The 17,768-nt window shown below is 42.9% G+C and carries 17 protein-coding genes, 1 tRNA gene and 1 pseudogene; 10 read left to right on the top strand and 9 right to left on the bottom strand.

Translation table 11 applies throughout. The features are described from left to right. Window positions 1-31 precede the first annotated feature (31 nt). From C8R11_RS14390 to hemC, 3 genes are all read right to left on the bottom strand, one after another. Entirely contained in the window at window positions 32-1,207 is a 1,176-nt protein-coding gene (locus C8R11_RS14390) for a heme biosynthesis HemY N-terminal domain-containing protein (protein WP_107796306.1), read from the bottom strand. A 223-nt stretch (window positions 1,208-1,430) separates the two neighbouring features. Beyond that, complete coding sequence (locus C8R11_RS14385) at window positions 1,431-2,237, bottom strand: uroporphyrinogen-III synthase (protein WP_244907708.1); 807 nt, start codon at window positions 2,235-2,237, stop codon at window positions 1,431-1,433. Continuing rightward, window positions 2,234-3,187: a hydroxymethylbilane synthase gene (hemC, locus tag C8R11_RS14380; protein WP_107796305.1), complete on the bottom strand. Its 954-nt coding sequence runs from the start codon at window positions 3,185-3,187 to the stop codon at window positions 2,234-2,236. The genes C8R11_RS14385 and hemC overlap by 4 nt, the downstream gene beginning before the upstream one ends. A gap of 156 nt (window positions 3,188-3,343) precedes the next feature. On the opposite strand from hemC, the gene ppc reads away from it, so the two are divergent. From ppc to C8R11_RS14355, 5 genes are read left to right on the top strand one after another with little or no spacing between them, the layout of a single operon-like run. Then, window positions 3,344-6,136, top strand: a complete 2,793-nt coding sequence (gene ppc / locus C8R11_RS14375) for a phosphoenolpyruvate carboxylase (protein WP_107796304.1) — start codon at window positions 3,344-3,346, stop codon at window positions 6,134-6,136. Between the two features lie 46 nt (window positions 6,137-6,182). Then, window positions 6,183-7,490 (top strand): M16 family metallopeptidase, encoded by a 1,308-nt coding sequence (locus C8R11_RS14370; RefSeq protein ID WP_107796303.1) that lies wholly within the window; start codon window positions 6,183-6,185, stop codon window positions 7,488-7,490. Window positions 7,491-7,511: 21 nt separating this feature from the next. After that, a complete protein-coding gene (gene rsmD, locus C8R11_RS14365; protein ID WP_107796302.1) occupies window positions 7,512-8,078 on the top strand; it encodes a 16S rRNA (guanine(966)-N(2))-methyltransferase RsmD in 567 nt (188 codons plus the stop codon). Beyond that, on the top strand, window positions 8,071-8,550 hold the full coding sequence (coaD, locus tag C8R11_RS14360) for a pantetheine-phosphate adenylyltransferase (RefSeq protein ID WP_107796301.1): 480 nt from the start codon (window positions 8,071-8,073) through the stop codon (window positions 8,548-8,550). The genes rsmD and coaD overlap by 8 nt, the downstream gene beginning before the upstream one ends. A gap of 15 nt (window positions 8,551-8,565) precedes the next feature. Further along, window positions 8,566-8,817 (top strand): YfhL family 4Fe-4S dicluster ferredoxin, encoded by a 252-nt coding sequence (locus tag C8R11_RS14355; RefSeq protein WP_107796300.1) that lies wholly within the window; start codon window positions 8,566-8,568, stop codon window positions 8,815-8,817. A gap of 36 nt (window positions 8,818-8,853) precedes the next feature. On the opposite strand, the gene tsaD is transcribed toward C8R11_RS14355, so the two are convergent. Then, window positions 8,854-9,879, bottom strand: coding sequence for a tRNA (adenosine(37)-N6)-threonylcarbamoyltransferase complex transferase subunit TsaD (gene tsaD, locus C8R11_RS14350; protein WP_107796299.1), 1,026 nt, complete (start codon window positions 9,877-9,879; stop codon window positions 8,854-8,856). Window positions 9,880-10,035: 156 nt separating this feature from the next. On the opposite strand from tsaD, the gene rpsU reads away from it, so the two are divergent. The 5 genes from rpsU (at window position 10,036) to C8R11_RS14325 (ending at window position 15,192) form a co-directional block, all read left to right on the top strand. Further along, the gene (gene rpsU, locus C8R11_RS14345; protein WP_028460937.1) at window positions 10,036-10,248 is read left to right on the top strand and encodes a 30S ribosomal protein S21; all 213 of its coding nucleotides are present in this window, start codon (window positions 10,036-10,038) and stop codon (window positions 10,246-10,248) included. Between the two features lie 84 nt (window positions 10,249-10,332). After that, on the top strand, window positions 10,333-10,779 hold the full coding sequence (locus tag C8R11_RS14340) for a GatB/YqeY domain-containing protein (RefSeq protein ID WP_107796298.1): 447 nt from the start codon (window positions 10,333-10,335) through the stop codon (window positions 10,777-10,779). Between the two features lie 89 nt (window positions 10,780-10,868). Further along, on the top strand, window positions 10,869-12,644 hold the full coding sequence (gene dnaG, locus C8R11_RS14335) for a DNA primase (protein ID WP_107796297.1): 1,776 nt from the start codon (window positions 10,869-10,871) through the stop codon (window positions 12,642-12,644). Between the two features lie 479 nt (window positions 12,645-13,123). Then, window positions 13,124-15,103, top strand: coding sequence for an RNA polymerase sigma factor RpoD (gene rpoD / locus C8R11_RS14330; RefSeq protein ID WP_107796317.1), 1,980 nt, complete (start codon window positions 13,124-13,126; stop codon window positions 15,101-15,103). A gap of 12 nt (window positions 15,104-15,115) precedes the next feature. Beyond that, window positions 15,116-15,192, top strand: a tRNA-Ile gene (locus tag C8R11_RS14325). Window positions 15,193-15,599: 407 nt separating this feature from the next. Here the strand turns inward: C8R11_RS14325 and C8R11_RS14320 are convergent. The 5 genes and pseudogenes from C8R11_RS14320 to C8R11_RS14300 all read right to left on the bottom strand — a co-directional run. Further along, window positions 15,600-15,724, bottom strand: a pseudogene (locus tag C8R11_RS14320) (IS481 family transposase); the annotation flags it as partial. An 18-nt stretch (window positions 15,725-15,742) separates the two neighbouring features. Continuing rightward, window positions 15,743-16,174 (bottom strand): periplasmic heavy metal sensor, encoded by a 432-nt coding sequence (locus tag C8R11_RS14315; protein ID WP_107796296.1) that lies wholly within the window; start codon window positions 16,172-16,174, stop codon window positions 15,743-15,745. Further along, window positions 16,171-16,488, bottom strand: a complete 318-nt coding sequence (locus tag C8R11_RS14310) for a hypothetical protein (protein ID WP_107796295.1) — start codon at window positions 16,486-16,488, stop codon at window positions 16,171-16,173. The genes C8R11_RS14315 and C8R11_RS14310 overlap by 4 nt, the downstream gene beginning before the upstream one ends. Continuing rightward, on the bottom strand, window positions 16,481-17,044 hold the full coding sequence (locus C8R11_RS14305) for an RNA polymerase sigma factor (protein WP_107796294.1): 564 nt from the start codon (window positions 17,042-17,044) through the stop codon (window positions 16,481-16,483). The genes C8R11_RS14310 and C8R11_RS14305 overlap by 8 nt, the downstream gene beginning before the upstream one ends. A gap of 47 nt (window positions 17,045-17,091) precedes the next feature. Beyond that, window positions 17,092-17,433, bottom strand: coding sequence for an EF-hand domain-containing protein (locus C8R11_RS14300; RefSeq protein WP_107796293.1), 342 nt, complete (start codon window positions 17,431-17,433; stop codon window positions 17,092-17,094). Between the last annotated feature and the right edge of the window lie 335 nt (window positions 17,434-17,768).

Below are 17,768 nucleotides of genomic sequence, written 5' to 3'. Positions count from 1 at the left end.
CTGTTAGGCAACAGAAGTGCAAGCACGCTGCTTAGACTGCTAAACTGGTTCTTAATGTCAGTTCAAGCGCCTTGTTATAATGATCCATTGCCAACTCATGCTTACCGAGTTTTTCATTTAATTGCGCCAGCGAAAAATGCGCGGTCGCGCTGGGTTCTACAGAAACACTGGCTTCCAGGTAACTCTGTGCCTTGCCCCATAATTCACAATGAGCACATAATTTACCCAGCATCAAAAGCAAATCGGCATTATTAGGCTGCGCTTTCAGCCAGACTTCAGCACATTCAATTTGTCTGCTGACATGATAATTAAGACACTCCGCATAAAGTAAAATTAATTCAGAATCCCAGTCTGTTTGCACGTTTCGCTCGACAATTTTATGTGCGGTCGCACAATCACCCAATGAAATATAGGCGCGTGTCGCAGCCGCAGCCAAACGGCTATTGCCTTGTTCATGCTCGGATAAGCTGTGCCAGTATTTGCTTAGCGACTTTAGGTTCGTTGCTTTAATCTTGAAATTTTGCAGATGCGCCTCATGTCTGATCTTCTCGAAATTATCTCTGCTAAGCGGATGACGGCGCCTTAATACGTCAGCTATTTCAAGAACAGCATCCCAGTTTTTGACTTGTTTTTGTGCTTCCAGCTCCAATCGTAAAACGGCTGTCGGCTGTAAGCCGCCTGTGGAGTACAAATCCTGCAGCGCTTCCAGCGCCTCCTGAGGGCGACCAGCACTCAGCAACAACTCAGCTTTGGTAACCAGTCGCAACGCTCTTTCATCCTGCACTTCCTGCTCCGTTTTGGCGAGCAATGCATCTCGTGTAAAAGTGTCCGCAACATAATGCGCAGAACGTGTAGCGACCACCGAATTAATTGTTTTGATAAGCGGTGTTTTTGCCAGTTTGAATCCTTTTGTCGCACTTTTCTTGGCCTTATCATAATCACCTTCAAAGAAAGCTTTCAAGCCTGTCAACATCAACGATTCTGCTCTGATATTTCGGCGATCAAATAAACCAATAAGCATTCGAACCAGAATATAAAATACAACAAATGCAGCAACAAGACCCGCCACAGCATAATCAAGTGACAGCTCTATTTTTTCAAAAGACGGTATCTCCACTATGAGATGACCTGTACTATATTCTTCGACAGCAAGTGCAACAGCAACAGCAGCAGCAAACAGTACTAACACCCAAAGTATCAGTCTCATATCCTCTCCTTGTTAATGTTGGAGCCAGTAATCGAAATTGCATTCATATCTGCTGATACCGCTGACAGTATAATTAAAATACCATCTACGATAGTGCAATAGTTGAAGCATCCTAATTTAAAGGTCCAGACTTTTTCATTATAGTATCAATTCATCAACAACTTTCTGACGCTCCCCGGTTTGATGGTATGTATTATTATGGTTTGATACCATCAAAATGTTCTTAAACTTTGGTTTTACAAAAATAATCCTGCATACTTTGCAATATACCCTGATCGCCGGTATCCACTGATCGCACAACTTTTTTGAGCCCAGCATCCCGTGCATTACAGGCAATTCGTTCATAAGCAGTAAATACAGGTGTTATTTTCAGCAATTGTTGGCCATATGAGCCAATTATGTCAAATAAATTTTGCAAACCTTCACTACTTGTGATAATGACAGCATTGATTCTCCCATGGGACCAGTTTGATATTAACTCATCCGGATCAACATTGGGTTTGCCTCGATAGTAGCATTCAGCATAATCAATCAATGCGCCGCGCTGCATCAAGGTATCACCCAGTAATGGCCTGCCACCGTTACCACGAAAAATAATGACGCGTTTTCCCGACACGTGTTGAAGCGCTGCGTGCTCAAGTAACGCTTCGCTGTCAAAACGTTCTTTTGGAATAATTACTTGATCAACACCGTATTCTTTTAAAGCATCTGCGCTGCCTTTACCAACCGCAGCGATTTTGGTGTGTGCAGGCAATAGTTGATGGATTGAGCGGTGTGTGCGAATGAACTGCATAGCCTTATGCACAGCATTCGGACTCACGAAAACAGCCAGATCATATTCATCAAGCCGCCGGATCAATTCAAGCAAAGGCGCTTTGTTCTTAATATCCGATATTTCTAATACCGGGAAAATAATTGGATTACCGCCCAGATTCCGAATACTTTCAGTCAGAAAAAGACTTTGGTGTTCAGGCCTGGTAACCAATACATTGATTCCTTGCAAAGGCCTGACCGCCTGATTCGTAATCACCAGCCGTGTTCCGAAACAATTGCCGCGAGAATTTTATCAGCACCTTGTGCGATCAGGTTTTGCGCCATGCTTTTCCCCATATCTTCCCCGCTTTCCGGTTTGCCTTTTAATTCATTACTCACTATCTGTTTGCCATCAGGACTGGCGACAAATCCACGCAGCTTCAATTGATCATTCGCAATTTCAGCGAAAGCACCTAACGGAATCTGACAACTGCCCCCCAGCACACGACTCATGGCTCGCTCGGCTTTGACACAACAAGCTGTTTCCTGATGATGTAGCGGTTGCAAAAGACCAACCAGGTCGAACCGGTCTTCCCGACACTCTATGCCTAAGGCGCCCTGACCGACCGCGGGCAAGCTTTGCTCAGGACTCAACAACGCAGTGATACGGTCGGATAATTCCAATCGCTTTAAACCAGCGGCAGCCAAAATAATAGCAGCATACTGCCCTTCATCCAGCTTACGCAATCGGGTTTGCACATTGCCGCGTAATGGTTTGACAGTTAGATGCGGAAATTGCGCACGCAGCTGACTTTCGCGCCGCAAGCTGGATGTGCCGACAACGCTGTCTGGTGGTAATTCTTCAAGACTTTTATACTGATTGGAAACAAATGCATCGCGCGGATCTTCACGTTCAGTAATAGCAGCCAACGCAAACCCTTCAGGTACATTCATGGGCATATCTTTCATGGAATGAACAGCGATATCTGCTCGCCCATCTTCCAACGCCTGCTCCAACTCTTTGATAAAAAGTCCTTTTCCTCCAATTTTTGATAAGGATTTATCTAGTATCTGATCTCCCTGGGTTGTCATGCCGAGTATGCTAACTTCGGTTTGCGGGTATAATTGGATTAAACGTTTCCGAATAAACTTGGCTTGCCACATTGCAAGTAGGCTTTCTCGAGAAGCAATAATTATGCTTTGAGGAATATGAAATGAGTTGGACATTAAATAAAAAAAATAATAAAAATGACAAAATTTTCTATAAAAGCGAAACGATCATTCTAGCATGACCCATGCTGACTTGGACAAACACGAACCAGGTACGGCTTGGATTAAAGGAAGTATAAATAACAAATTTTAAACTAGAGGCGAAGTAACACTATGCATATTGTAGGCTTGGAAAATCATTCCGAAAATGAATCCGCTGACGTTAAGGATTTACCGCTTCGAGAAGATATTCGCTTATTAGGTCGTATGTTGGGAGATATCCTGCGCGAACAGGAAGGAGAGGCGTCTTTCGAGCTGGTTGAGAAAATCAGACAAACAGCCATACGCTTCCATAGAGAGCAAGACCCGCAAGCACGTCAGGAACTTGACCGCATACTTGCTGAACTCAGTAACGCGGCAACGGTAGTTGTCGTACGTGCTTTTAGTTATTTTTCTCAACTTTCAAATATTGCTGAAGATGTACATCATAATCGCCGCCGCCGTGCGCACCTGTGTGCCGGCTCGTCGCCTCAAGCCGGCAGTGTAACATTGGCATTGAGGCGCGTTTTTGAAAGCGGTATCGACAGCGAATCACTTGCCAATTTTTTTGCCAAAGCAATAGTTTCGCCGGTTCTAACCGCACACCCGACTGAGGTCCAGCGTAGAAGCATTCTCGACTGCCAGCTTACTATAGAACGCTTGTTACGAGAGCGCGCACTCACCCAGCTGACACCCAATGAAAAACGGCAAAATGAAGAAAATTTACACGCCATGATCCAAATTTTGTGGCTTACGCGCATGTTACGCTCTGTACGCTTATCAGTACATGACGAAATCGATAATGGGCTAGCGTATTACAGCTACACGTTTCTGTCTCAGGTACCTTATATCTACGCAAAAATTGAAAACCTGCTGGAACGTCACATGGGCGACAAAGCGCCTCGTGTCAATTCATTTCTTCGCATTGGAAGCTGGATTGGGGGCGACAGAGATGGCAACCCGTTTGTCACGGATCAGGTCATGCTATATGCAGCCGAACGACAATCCGCATTAGCGCTGGATTATTATATTGACGAAGTAGAAAGAATTGGCCACACCATGAGTCTGGCCGAGCGTCTAGTAAATATTACAGATGAACTGGAAGAACTGGCGGCAGCTTCTCCGGATATCCCAGCCTGCCGTATTGATGAACCCTACCGGCGCGCATTTATCGGTATCGGCGCACGACTTGTCGCAACCACCCAAAAACTGGGGCATACTCCCAAGCAGACAGAGATACACGAAAGTACTCAAGCCTACACTGACAGCAGTGAATTTGTGCATGACCTCGACATTGTTATCAAATCGCTCAAAAAGCATAATGCAAACTGGATTGCGCGCGGACCACTACGTAATTTACGGCGCGCAGCGGATGTCTTTGGCTTTCACCTGGCGCCTCTGGACATGCGTCAGCATAGTAAGGTTCATGAACAGGTCGTTGCAGAACTTTTTGAATTGGGTACAGATCGGAACGATTACCTGGAGATGCCAGAAGATAAACGCATTGAATGGTTACTCAACGAAATCAGCAGTCCACGTCCGTTACTTTCACCCTATCTGGAATATTCGGAATCAACCAATAGTGAATTGCGCATCTTGCAAAAAGCTGCAGAAATCCAAACCCGTTTTGGCCATGCGGCTATACCCAATTACATCATTTCCATGACAACACATATTATTAATGTACTGGAAGTGGCGCTATTACTCAAAGAAGTCGGTCTATTGCAGGCTGGAGAAAAACCGTATCTTGGGCTCAATATTATTCCACTGTTTGAGACCATATCGGATTTGCGCAGTTGCGGCGTAGTCATGGATCAGCTGTTTTCCCTGCCTTACTACAAAACACTGTTAGTTTCGCGCGGCAATGTACAGGAAGTTATGCTGGGGTATTCAGACAGCAACAAAGACGGTGGATTCATCACATCCAACTGGGAGATTTATAAAGCTGAAATTGAATTGACTAAGGTGTTTGCTAAACATAATATCGAGTTAAGGCTTTTTCATGGACGGGGCGGCACAGTCGGACGCGGCGGCGGCCCCAGCTACCAGGGCATCTTGGCACAGCCACCCGGTAGCGTAAATGGCCAGATACGCGTTACCGAACAAGGTGAGGTTATCAGCAGTAAATATGCTGAACCGGAAATTGGCAGACGCAATCTTGAAACGCTGGTCGCTGCAACGATTGAATCTACATTATTAGGTCATGATCCGATTGGAGACAATGCTGGACGGTATTATCGGGCCATGGATAATCTCGCCGTTCATTCATTTGCGGCTTATCAAAACCTAGTATTTGAAACACCGGGATTCAAGCAGTTTTTTCAGGAATCGACACCCATTCGCGAGATTTCCGGCTTACATATCGGCAGTCGTCCGGCCTCACGCAAATCATCAGATGAGATTGAAGATTTGCGTGCTATTCCATGGGTTTTCAGCTGGGGCCTGAATCGTGTCATGATTCCCGGATGGTATGGTTTTGGGCATGCGGTTGAAGCTTTTGTGCAAGAGGATCAAACAGGAACAGGATTGGAATTATTGCAGGAAATGTACCGAACATGGCCATTTATGCAGACCTTGTTGTCGAACATGGATATGGTACTGGCCAAAACCGATATGGGTATTGCTTCCCGATATGCTGAACTGGTAACGGATATTATTTTACGGGATCAGATTTTTGGACGCATTCACGAAGAATGGAAACGCTGCAAAAAATGGCTTTTTGCGATAACAGGCAATACCGAGTTATTACAGGATAATCCGACGCTTGCGCGCAGTATTCAGAACCGAAGACCTTATATTGACCCGCTCAATCATTTGCAAGTGGAATTGTTGCGCCGTTATCGCTCCGGAGAAGACAGTGACGAAATAAAACGATCTATTCATCTGACCATTAATGGCGTGACCGCAGGGCTGCGAAATAGCGGTTAACCGGCAAGTACTTTATTATGTATAAACATTCCGCGAGAAAAATATTATGCACCTAAAGCAATATGTCTTTGTCTTCCTGATTTGCATTTATTCCCAATCGTTATCTGCATCGCTTTCTATCCAATTCTGGCAGACATCTTCCGGTGCGCGTGTCTATTTTGTCGAAAGTAATGAACTGCCCATACTGGATATTCGTATGGAATTTGCCGCAGGCAGTAGTAAAAACAGCTCTGATAAATCCGGTCTAGCAAATTTGACACGGCATTTGCTGAATCTAGGAGCAGGCGGTCTGTCTGAGGATGAGATTGCCAAAGCATTAGCCGATGTGGGCGCTCAATTGGGTGGAAGCTTTGATGTGGATCGCGCCGGGTTTACACTGCGCACTTTAAGTAACAAGCGTGAACGTGAACAGGCATTGGATATGTTTTCCAGAATTATTCAAAGTCCGGAATTTCCACAGGATATTTTGCAACGTGAAAAAACAAGAATCATCGCAAGCATTAAAGAATCGAGTACCAAACCGAGCTACATCGCAGACCGCGCACTGATGGAAATGCTCTACAGCGATCATCCCTATGGATTAAACGAGGCAGGAGAGATCGAAACAGTTGAAAAAATACAGCGAGATGATCTGATCACGTTTTATCAATCCCACTATACTGCAGCCAATGCGGTTGTTGCTATCATAGGCGATATAGACAAAAAAGAAGCAGCAAAAATAGCGGAGTCACTGACAGGTAATCTCCCCAAAGATGCAAATAACCATCATATTCCACCAGTTGAAAATCCAACCGGCCAAATAAAAAAAATCGCACATCCCGCATCACAAAGCCATATCCAACTGGCCTATCCGGGGATGCGTAGAAGTGATCCAGATTACTTTCCACTCCTGGTCGGCAATTACATCCTGGGCGGCGGTGGCTTCGTGTCACGCCTGATGGAAGAGATTCGCCAACAAAGAGGGTTGGCTTACAGTGTTTACAGTTTTTTCTCTCCGCTCAGAGAAAAAGGACCCTTCCAAATCGGCTTGCAAACAAAAAAAGAACAATCAGATGAAGCGCTTGTATTGACACAAACTGTACTGAAAGACTTTATTGAAAAGGGCCCCAGCGAACAAGAACTCATTTCTGCCAAGCAAAACATTATTGGCGGCTTTCCCTTGAGACTTGACAGCAACAAAAAAATATTGGGATATCTTGCCATGATAGGCTTTTATAACCTCCCTTTAACATATCTGGATGATTATTTAAAATCGGTTGAAGCAGTCACCACAGCACAAATCAAAAATGCATTTCAACGCCGTATTCATTCAGAAAATATAGTCACTGTGATTGTCGGAGCAATTCCGCAATAAAAATCAAATCTTTTTTTCTCTATGGCGCTCACTCAAGGTAAGCTTCGCATCATAGGCGGGTGCTGGCGTAGCCGCATGATTACTTTTCCATACCTACCTGACTTGCGTCCCACACCCGACCGGGTACGCGAGACGCTCTTTAACTGGCTTGGTCAGGATCTGGACGGTATGTGTTGCCTGGATCTTTTTGCCGGCAGCGGCGCACTGGGATTTGAAGCGGCTTCTCGTGGTGCTGCGAAGGTGATAATGGTAGAATCGGACAACAGCGTGTATAAAGCGCTGCAGGAAAACAGAGACAAATTAAAGGCAAACCAGATTGAACTGGTAAATATGGACGCAACAGTATTTTTAGCTTCTGACAAACGTCAATTTGATGTTGTTTTTCTTGATCCGCCCTATCGGCTGCAATTAGTACCTGAAATAATGTCTCTGTTACCACCGCTTCTTACCAAAAGGGGGCAGGTTTATCTTGAAACCAAAACTCCTTGGATACCAGATCAACAGTGGCAGATATGGCGCAAAGGAAAAGCAGGCAAAGTGAATTATCAATTATTGGAATTGCACACGGTATTGGACAACCATGGATAAAGCCGTTTATCCGGGGACCTTTGATCCCGTAACGCGTGGACATGAAGACCTTGTGCGGCGCGCTGCTCGCATTTTTAATCAAGTAACTGTTGCCATTGCGGCCAGCAGTGCAAAAAAACCATTCTTTACTCTGGACGAACGCGTCTATATGGCAGAACAAGTGCTGTCAGATTGCCCAAATGTAATAGTGACATCATTTTCGGGTTTGTTAATGGAATTCCTGCAACAACAAAATGCAAGAGTCATTCTGCGCGGGTTACGTGCCGCATCCGATTTTGAATATGAATTTCAAATGGCGGGTATGAATCGCAGCATGTACCCGGATGTTGAGACGCTATTTATGACGCCAAGTGAACAATATATGTTTGTCTCAGCAACAATAGTTCGCGAGATTGCTTTGCTGGGCGGCAAAGCTGATAAATTTGTACATCCTATCGTAGCGCAACGCTTGCACAATAAAATAGCAAAATAGTTTTAGAGGTAAAAAATGGCTTTAATCATAACGGATGAATGTATCAATTGCGATGTTTGCGAGCCCGAGTGCCCAAACAGCGCCATTTCTCAGGGTGAGGAAATTTACGTCATTGATCCGAAAAAATGCACCGAATGCGTCGGACACTATGACGTTCCACAGTGTGTTGAAGTCTGTCCGGTTGACTGTATTATCCTTAATCCTGATGTAGTCGAGAGCAAAGAACAGTTGCGCGCAAAATATGAGTCGCTTATCGCCAAAAAATAAACCGGTTTTGTTGGGCTCTCAGCGTTCAATTGCTCACTAGCCGTCAATTGTCTCGGCCAGATTCCATCGGGCTCGAACAGTAAAAGTACCCGTTGAAATACTTTCCCTTTTATCCATTGCCTGTAACCGCAACGCGCCCGCCAACGCAATCATGGCGCCATTGTCGGTACAAAACTCCAGTTGCGGATAAAAAACAGTTGCGCCCATCAAAGCCGTTTTTTCAGCGAGATGTTGGCGCAATTGTTGATTTGCCCCCACGCCACCTGCAACAACCAACTGATTTAAATTGGAGCGCGATAGCGCAGCTAATGATTTCTCAGTTAATACGGTGACAACAGCTTCCTGAAACGCTAAAGCAATATCGGCGCGTACTTGTTGATCCATTTTCTGCTTGTTTGTTAAGGTCAGTACCGCTGTTTTAAGTCCGCTAAAACTGAAATTAAGATCACCGCTTTTAAGCATAGGGCAAGGTAATTTAAATCGTCCTGGACGCCCTTGTCCGGCAAGCTTCGACAAAGCCGCACCTCCCGGATAACCCAGCCCCAATAGTTTAGCTGTTTTATCGAAAGCTTCACCAGCAGCATCATCTACGGTTTCACCCAACAATTGATATTGTCCGACACCGCCAACCTGCATCAATTGAGTATGGCCACCTGACACCAGTAATGCAATAAAAGGAAACTCAGGCGCAGGCGTCGACAGCAGTGGCGAAAGCAAATGCCCCTCAAGATGGTGAATACCCAACGCCGGAATTTTCAAGACAAAACTAAGTGCAGCACCCACACTGGCTCCAACCAGCAACGCACCGGCCAGACCGGGTCCTTGCGTAAACGCAAGCGCATCGATGTCAGCAAGCTCGCAGTGGGCAACATTTAGTGCTTCTTTAATGAGCGGCAAAATACGCCGGATATGGTCCCGGGACGCGAGCTCTGGCACAACGCCACCATATTCGCTATGCATTTCAATTTGGGAATAAAGTGCATGACTGAGTAATCCGCGTTCAGTGTCGTACAGCGCAATTCCGGTCTCATCACAGGATGTTTCTATACCTAAAATAATCATGAGGAAATGGTTTTTTTACAGAGAGATCAAATATTGTGATAATATGAAAGGCTTTTTGTTGAATTGAGCGCAGTCAGAAAAAAAGCGCTCATCACAAATATTTAAAGCTTATTTTATATTAAATTTTAATTGTTAATTAGGAGATTCTGGATATTTATGACTACGATCAAAGTCAAAGAAAATGAGCCTTTTGAAGTTGCAATGCGTCGTTTTAAACGCTCAATTGAAAAAACCGGTTTACTGACAGAGTTACGTGCACGTGAATTTTATGAAAAGCCGACAGCAGAACGCAAACGCAAATTGGCGGCAGCAGTAAAACGTAACTACAAACGACTTCGTAGTCAACTCTTACCACCAAAACTCTATTAAGCAGCGTTTTATAACTTTGTTACAACACTCTGCATACATTAAGTTTAATACCGTGCTTGTGCAGGATATACATTAATTTTCACCATGAATTTAAAACAGAAAATTACTGATGATATGAAAGCTGCCATGCGCGCAGGCAATACTAAACAGCGCGATACAATTCGTCTTTTGCAAGCCGCCATCAAACAAAAGGAAGTAGACGAGCGTATCGAGCTGGATGATACAGCTGTCGTTGCTGTGATTGAGAAAATGCTCAAACAACGCAAAGACTCAATTGAGCAGTATGAAGCCGCACAACGCCATGACCTGGCTGCCGCCGAGAAAGATGAAATCAATATACTCAGCGTCTATATGCCCAAAGGATTTTCAGATGAGGAGGTTGATATGTTGGTTAATGAAGCCATCTCAGCTGCAACAGCCAAAGGAATGCAAGATATGGGCAAAGTCATGGCTATATTGAAACCTAAACTTGCAGGTCGCGCCGACATGGGCAAAGTTTCTGCACTCGTCAAAGCAAAAATTTCTGTTTGATTTAAAACAGATAAGTTTCTATCATTTTCTGAGGCCGCATTTTGCTTTAGTTATGCGCTTTGTTGGGCATTATTTAATTGTTTCGAACAATGATACCGCAATCTTTCATCCATGATTTATTGACCCATATTAACATCATAGATGCGATAGATCGTCATGTCACCCTCAAAAAGGCAGGTGCTAATTATATTGCATGCTGCCCCTTCCACGGCGAAAAAACCCCTTCATTTACAGTCAGTCCAACCAAACAATTTTATCATTGCTTTGGTTGCGGCGCACATGGTAACGCAATCAATTTCCTGATGGAATACAACGGCCTCAGTTTTATTGAAGCTGTTGAAAATCTGGCCTCCTCTATTGGCATGCAGATTCCAGAGCAACAATCCAGCACACCTGCAAACTTGCGTTCATTGCATAATGCACGGGATAAAGAAGCGATTTGCACTGTGCAAGAACTATTCGAAGCGATGCGTGCAGCCACTCAATTTTATCGTGAACAGCTAAAACGATCAGAAAAACCAATTGCCTATCTAAAAAAGCGCGGCCTTACAGGGAAAACTGCGGCACGCTTCGGAATAGGTTATGCACCCGATGATTGGCAGCATCTTTCCACACTCTTTACCGATTACAACTCCAAAAAAACAAGCCAAACACTGGCACGCGCCGGTCTGGTGATCGCCGGTAAGGACGGAAAGCAATACGACCGCTTCAGAGATCGCATTATGTTTCCAATTTTAAATCAAAAAGGACAGGTCATAGCGTTTGGCGGACGCGTCATTGACCAAGGCGAACCCAAATATCTTAATTCGCCAGAAACGGAATTGTTTGTGAAAGGACAGGAAATTTACAATCTGTTTTCTGCACGCAAATCGATTCGTGATGCAGAGTGCGTAATCGTCGTGGAAGGATATATGGATGTTGTATCGCTATCACAACATGGCATTGATTATGTTGTTGCAACACTGGGAACAGCAATCACCGATATTCATATACAAAAATTACTACGCCATACCGACAAAATTATTTTTTGTTTTGATGGAGACAGCGCCGGTAACAAGGCAGCCTGGCGAGCACTTAAAAACAGTCTTGCGCAATTAACAGACGGCAAAGCAATTAATTTTCTTTTTTTACCCGAGAATGAAGACCCGGATAGCTTTATCAGTCAAAATGGAAAAGAAGCATTCGAACAACAAATTATGCAATCGTTACCGTTATCAGAGTTTTTGTTGCGGGGATTATCACGTAATCTGAATCTCCAAACCGATGAAGATCGCGCCAAATTAATTCGTGACGCAAAGCCATTATTACAACTCGTTAAAGCACCCGCATTGGCATTGATGCTACTCAAACGATTGTCAACACTATGCAGTCTGGATCAACGTGAATTAGAAACGCTGTTGCAGATAAAACAAACCGCCCCGGCACACGCGCAAAAGAATCTTCCCAGAAAACAACCCACATCGCTCTATCATCGATTAATATTACTTTTGCTCTATAATCCAAAATACTGTTTGGGCTTGAATAAAGCACTATTGACGCAATGCAAAGACAGTAACGAAGAGCTTGGCATGTTGAAAATACTGGTTGATTTTCTGGATAACAACCCCGATATTGTCAACAGTGCATCAACAGTTTCGATCATACCTCATTTGCAAGACCACCACTATCGATCGCGATTGGAAAAAATAGAAAGTGAAATACTCGACTGGGATAATGACATGGACTTAGAAACCGAGTTCACAGATACTGTAAAAAAACTGCAGGAAATGCAGCACAAAATGCGCATGACGGAACTACATAACAAGCCTTTGAGTTTATTAACAGATGAAGAAAAGCGCGAACTTCAACGCTTGGCTATGTACTAATCATCTACTTATACAAACACCTCCGCCAGATCGGAAGTTAGTAAGATTTACACAATGCAATGAAATGGATTGCTAACAAATAAAAAAACAAAAAGAGACTTTTTGTGGCTTCTGTAAATACGCCATAACTATTCTAACGTGGTAATCATCGACAATCCACGACTGACGTTGATAGCTAAAATGCCAGCAGGCAAGAATTTTGCTATAATTCAGCACCTGCTTTTATATTTTTAATTAATACATCCTATTCTGGAATTAAATATATGCCAAAGACAAAACAAGTCAAAACCAGAGATACAGAATTTAAAAAGTCTACCGCAAAAGCGGAAGAAAAAAAAGAAAATTTAAAACAGGCTAAATCACAAAACACCACAAAAAATACAGAAGCAACTGAAACGGTAAAAAAAATACATAAAAAAAACAATACCGTATCTGAAATTACCGATGCCATAATTACCTCACAAGACACGAAACTCAAAATGATTAAAAAACCTAAAACGCGTGCCGGTAAAAAATCAAAAGCTGCGGCAATAACAGAACAACTTAACAACCTTGAATCCGCAGCTTCTGCCGCTCCTGAAAGTATGCAGGCACAGGATATTGAAGCAAGGCGCATGCGCCTAAAAAGACTAATCGTGCTGGGTAAGGAACGGGGTTACCTGACATATGCGGAAATAAACGATCATCTGCCTGATGACATGCTGGATGCCGAACAAATTGAAGGTATTATCAGCATGATCAACGACATGGGCATTTCTGTCCATGATGAGGCTCCTGATGCTGAAACATTATTGATGTCAGATGCGGCAACTGCTGTTGCCGATGAAGATGTTGCCGAAGAAGCAGAAGCTGCACTGTCCTCTGTAGATTCCGAGTTTGGACGCACAACCGATCCCGTGCGCATGTATATGCGTGAAATGGGTTCAGTCGGCCTGTTAACGCGCGAAAGTGAAATTGAGATAGCCAAGCGTATTGAAGGTGGGTTGCGGCATATGATTCAGGCGATTTCTGCCTGTCCGCCTATTATTGCCGAAATAATCAGACTTGCATCGGAAGTAGAAAATGACAATCTACGTATTGATGAAGTAGTAGACGGATTAGTAGATACAGATGACCAGGATATTGTCAACAGTGACATGCCAGGAGAATCACTAGTTGCAGAACTTGATTCCGATGACATTGAAGATGATGACACCGATGATGATTCTGATGAGAGCGCGATTGCCAGTGCCGACTTGCTGAAACTCAAGACTGATGCATTGGAACATTTTGTCGCTGTCCGCGAGTTATACACACAAATGCAAACGGTTCTCAATGAAGATGGCCCCAGTAGCAGTAAATATCAGGATTTACAGGAAAAAATTTCCAATGAACTTATGTGTATCCGTTTTTCGGCAAAAATGGTCGAAAAACTCTGCGATACGCAACGCACATTAGTTCAGGATGTTCGCAGATACGAACGTAAAATTATGGAATTATGTGTTTCCAAGTCAAAAATGCCACGCAGTTATTTCATCAAGGTATTTCCCGGTAACGAGACAAACTTTGACTGGATTACTAAAGAAGTTAATGCAGAAAAACAATATAGCCAGGCGTTGGAACACTATAAACCGGAAATTATCGAGCAACAGCAAAAATTGCTTTCACTCAAAGAAACTATTGGTATCTCAATTAGAGACTTAAGAGAAATTAACAGGAAAATGTCGACAGGCGAAGCCAAAGCGCGGCGTGCAAAACGAGAAATGACAGAAGCAAATTTACGTTTGGTTATTTCTATCGCCAAGAAATATACCAACCGTGGCCTGCAATTTCTTGATTTAATCCAAGAAGGCAATATTGGCTTAATGAAAGCAGTCGACAAATTCGAATATCGCCGTGGTTACAAATTCTCCACCTATGCAACATGGTGGATACGACAAGCAATTACACGGTCCATTGCCGACCAGGCACGTACTATTCGGATACCCGTGCATATGATTGAAACCATTAACAAAATGAACCGTATTTCGCGTCAGATTTTGCAAGAAACCGGGCAAGAACCTGAACCGGCAGTGCTAGCAGAAAAAATGGAAATGCCTGAAGAAAAAATCCGTAAAATACTGAAGATTTCGAAAGAACCCATTTCTATGGAAACACCTATTGGCGACGACGAAGATTCTCATCTGGGTGACTTTATTGAAGATGCGGCAACGATGGCACCCTCCGACGCAGCAGTTTATGCTAGCCTAAGAGGGGTTACAAAGGATATACTAGACTCTTTGACACCACGTGAAGCCAAAGTATTACGCATGCGGTTTGGCATCGAAATGAACACCGACCATACACTTGAAGAAGTCGGCAAACAATTCGATGTAACGCGTGAACGAATCCGGCAGATCGAAGCGAAAGCTTTACGGAAGCTGCGCCACCCAGCGCGCTCCGAGCGACTGCGCAGCTTTCTTGATACAGGGAACGGCTAATTATATTTCGAAGGGTCTGTAGCTCAGTTGGTTAGAGCAGGGGACTCATAATCCCTTGGTCGTTGGTTCGAGTCCAACCAGACCCACCAAATAATCAAGCGCTTAGTTAGATAATAACTAGGTGCTTTTTCTTTTGTGGGACATTGGTGGGGCACTAGTAAAAATAAATGCATACTTTTTCGAATTAATGGCTGCATAGCCGTCAAAAGCGACAATCTTTAAAAAATTAAAAAAATGAGAGCACCGGACAGGTTGGTTGCAATTCAAACTAATACTGTTGGCCATTCAATAAGCGGTATGACTTAATGAAATCGACGGTCTGCTCACGACTTGGAGGGGACGGTGGGATAGGTAAAAATTCATTTTTATGCAGTAATCGACCATCTACCGCAAGGCGTTTAAAAGAAACACGATGAAGTTGGCCAATGGATATTTTTATATGTACTAGCTCAGACCTGATCTAACAGTTACCCGTTTTTTTAAGGTGTCTGTCAGTTTAGATTTGAGTTAAATTCTTTTCCGCCCAAACCGATTGCCCATCAAGCATTGTTTCAATGGTGTGCGCCCACAGCACATTTTTCCTTGATGTGTTCGTTCATTATTATAGTAATGTACCCATTGGTAATCACACTAATACATCTAATTTACAAAACGTCGATTCTTGCGAAATATCTTTGCTAGTTCTTTGCGTTCATCCTGATTGAGCTGAGAGACAAGCTCTGTCATGATTTCTATTTGGTCGTTCTTATTCTGGCTACGCTCTACACGTCTCTTTTCCAATTGTGCACGATATGCATCAACATCAAACTCTTTTGCTGTAAGGATGGCAAGCGTTTTATCACGCCATTCTTGTTTATCTTTTCTCTTGTTTTCGTTGGGTAACACATCCCGAAGTTTTTTCTTTAAGCTATTACGTTTTTCCTCAGGTAACGAAGAGTTGTCCAGCAAAGAAATGATCTCATCGCCACGTTCTAAACCGAAATGCTGAAAACTATATCCCGCAATGATTCCTATCAGAATAACATTCAGGATAACTGATATAAGTATGAATAATTTTAATTTCTTACTCATAATAATGTCTCATCTTCACCCATAAACTGGTAAATACTCTCATCAGAGGCCACATAGGCATCCCCAATAATAGTAATATCAACATAGTCATAGGTGAGGAAGCCTACCAGGAATCCAATAGCAAGTAATGAAGTAAGGCTGTAGCAAGGTAGAGGTAGTTTAAACTCTTCGAATACCCTACCAATCCAGTCCCATATATTTTGTCGCTGTCTAACATGTGTCGCTGCCAGAATAATTCTATCTGCCAAGCTGGCGCTTACAAGTGGAACGTTGTACATGTTCATTAGCCGCTCGAGTTGTTTATCCTTATTCATGTGTATCCCACAAATAATCTTTCATTCTTGTTTTCAGCCTTTCTTTTGCTCTCATTAACAAGGACTGAAGCGCCTTAACACTTACTGCCAATATTTCTGCTGCTTCCTTGTGACTCATACCCTCGTAAAAACATAAAATTAGTGCTGATTTTTGCCTGTCCGGTAAGGAAGCAATTTCTGCCGCCAATAATGATTGTGCTTCTAGCGTTAGTGCGTCTTCTTCCTGATGGGGCCTATCATCACTTATCTCAAATATTTCAGGCAACTGTATCTCTTTATATTTCTTCTTGTTATCTAAACACAGGTTTACCACAATACGATAAAACCATGTCGTGAATTTCACTCCCTTTTTCGGATTCCATATGCTCGGGTTTTCAAATAGTTTTAAAAATGCTGTTTGCACAATATCTTCTGCTGCTTCACGGTTTATCATATAACGAAAAGCAAGGTTGTAATATTTTGTACTATGCTTTTTAACTAATGTAGCAAAAGCTGTATTATCACCTTCCTGTATTTGAAGTAGCAGATATTCATCATCTGGTGACTCTGGAGCCATTTAGTTTCCTTTGTTACAGGTATATGACTACAGGGCCACCTTAACCACTACTCCTGGTTCGTATTTTCCTGTTTTTTGTGGTACTGTCTTTTGTGCTTCTCTTTCTTTGCAGCAAAATGATTTTTGGCTTCTTCTTTCGTTATTTTCCCGTCACCATCAGTATCCATTTTAACAAAGCTTTTTTCCGCTTTAGCCAAAACTTCTTCAAGCGTAATTACTCCATCTGCATTAGCATCCATTCTCTCAAACTTTTTTCCTTTGTCATGACTGCAGTTTTTACCATCATTCCCTCCAGCAAATGATGGTGATATGCTCCCAAAAGAAATAACAATTAAGGCTATGCAAGTAAAGATTGCAGTAAACATATTTTGCGATAATACTTTTTTCATAGTAACTTCCTTATAATATATTGTGAATATCTCAGTACTTCTTTATCAAAATGAGTTTCCTCATTCTGAACATTTATACGAATGAAAATGTGAAAGTATTCGCATGAAAGGAAATTTATTAATATCAGAGTGATTAATAAATAACTAAAATTACGTAATATATTTTTTGCAGAAGATATTCATAAGGACATGCAATCAATCTTTTAGAGAGTTTATTTATGTGTTTGCACGGTGAAATAGTGTTCTGGTCAAGTCGAACCGGACACTTTAATCAGAGACATTTCATATTTAGCCGGAGACATTCCACTATTAGCTGTGTGCAACCGGTCATTGTT

This window comes from Nitrosomonas aestuarii (assembly GCF_003046585.1).
GTDB classification, from domain to species: Bacteria; Pseudomonadota; Gammaproteobacteria; order Burkholderiales; family Nitrosomonadaceae; genus Nitrosomonas; species Nitrosomonas aestuarii.
The sequence above is the reverse complement of the archived record's forward strand: the minus strand, read 5'-3'. Positions and strand labels throughout refer to the sequence as shown.

What these genes read in the sequence shown, in the direction of transcription:
- rsmD (WP_107796302.1), top strand. Translation starts at nt 7,512, where the DNA reads ATGGCGCTCACTCAAGGTAAGCTTCGCATCATAGGCGGGTGCTGGCGT.
- tsaD (WP_107796299.1), bottom strand. Translation starts at nt 9,879, where the DNA reads ATGATTATTTTAGGTATAGAAACATCCTGTGATGAGACCGGAATTGCG.
- C8R11_RS14390 (WP_107796306.1), bottom strand. Translation starts at nt 1,207, where the DNA reads ATGAGACTGATACTTTGGGTGTTAGTACTGTTTGCTGCTGCTGTTGCT.
- coaD (WP_107796301.1), top strand. Translation starts at nt 8,071, where the DNA reads ATGGATAAAGCCGTTTATCCGGGGACCTTTGATCCCGTAACGCGTGGA.
- C8R11_RS14340 (WP_107796298.1), top strand. Translation starts at nt 10,333, where the DNA reads ATGAATTTAAAACAGAAAATTACTGATGATATGAAAGCTGCCATGCGC.
- C8R11_RS14370 (WP_107796303.1), top strand. Translation starts at nt 6,183, where the DNA reads ATGCACCTAAAGCAATATGTCTTTGTCTTCCTGATTTGCATTTATTCC.
- rpoD (WP_107796317.1), top strand. Translation starts at nt 13,124, where the DNA reads ATGATTAAAAAACCTAAAACGCGTGCCGGTAAAAAATCAAAAGCTGCG.
- hemC (WP_107796305.1), bottom strand. Translation starts at nt 3,187, where the DNA reads ATGTCCAACTCATTTCATATTCCTCAAAGCATAATTATTGCTTCTCGA.
- C8R11_RS14315 (WP_107796296.1), bottom strand. Translation starts at nt 16,174, where the DNA reads ATGAGTAAGAAATTAAAATTATTCATACTTATATCAGTTATCCTGAAT.
- C8R11_RS14300 (WP_107796293.1), bottom strand. Translation starts at nt 17,433, where the DNA reads ATGAAAAAAGTATTATCGCAAAATATGTTTACTGCAATCTTTACTTGC.
- C8R11_RS14355 (WP_107796300.1), top strand. Translation starts at nt 8,566, where the DNA reads ATGGCTTTAATCATAACGGATGAATGTATCAATTGCGATGTTTGCGAG.
- C8R11_RS14305 (WP_107796294.1), bottom strand. Translation starts at nt 17,044, where the DNA reads ATGGCTCCAGAGTCACCAGATGATGAATATCTGCTACTTCAAATACAG.
- dnaG (WP_107796297.1), top strand. Translation starts at nt 10,869, where the DNA reads ATGATACCGCAATCTTTCATCCATGATTTATTGACCCATATTAACATC.
- C8R11_RS14310 (WP_107796295.1), bottom strand. Translation starts at nt 16,488, where the DNA reads ATGAATAAGGATAAACAACTCGAGCGGCTAATGAACATGTACAACGTT.
- rpsU (WP_028460937.1), top strand. Translation starts at nt 10,036, where the DNA reads ATGACTACGATCAAAGTCAAAGAAAATGAGCCTTTTGAAGTTGCAATG.
- ppc (WP_107796304.1), top strand. Translation starts at nt 3,344, where the DNA reads ATGCATATTGTAGGCTTGGAAAATCATTCCGAAAATGAATCCGCTGAC.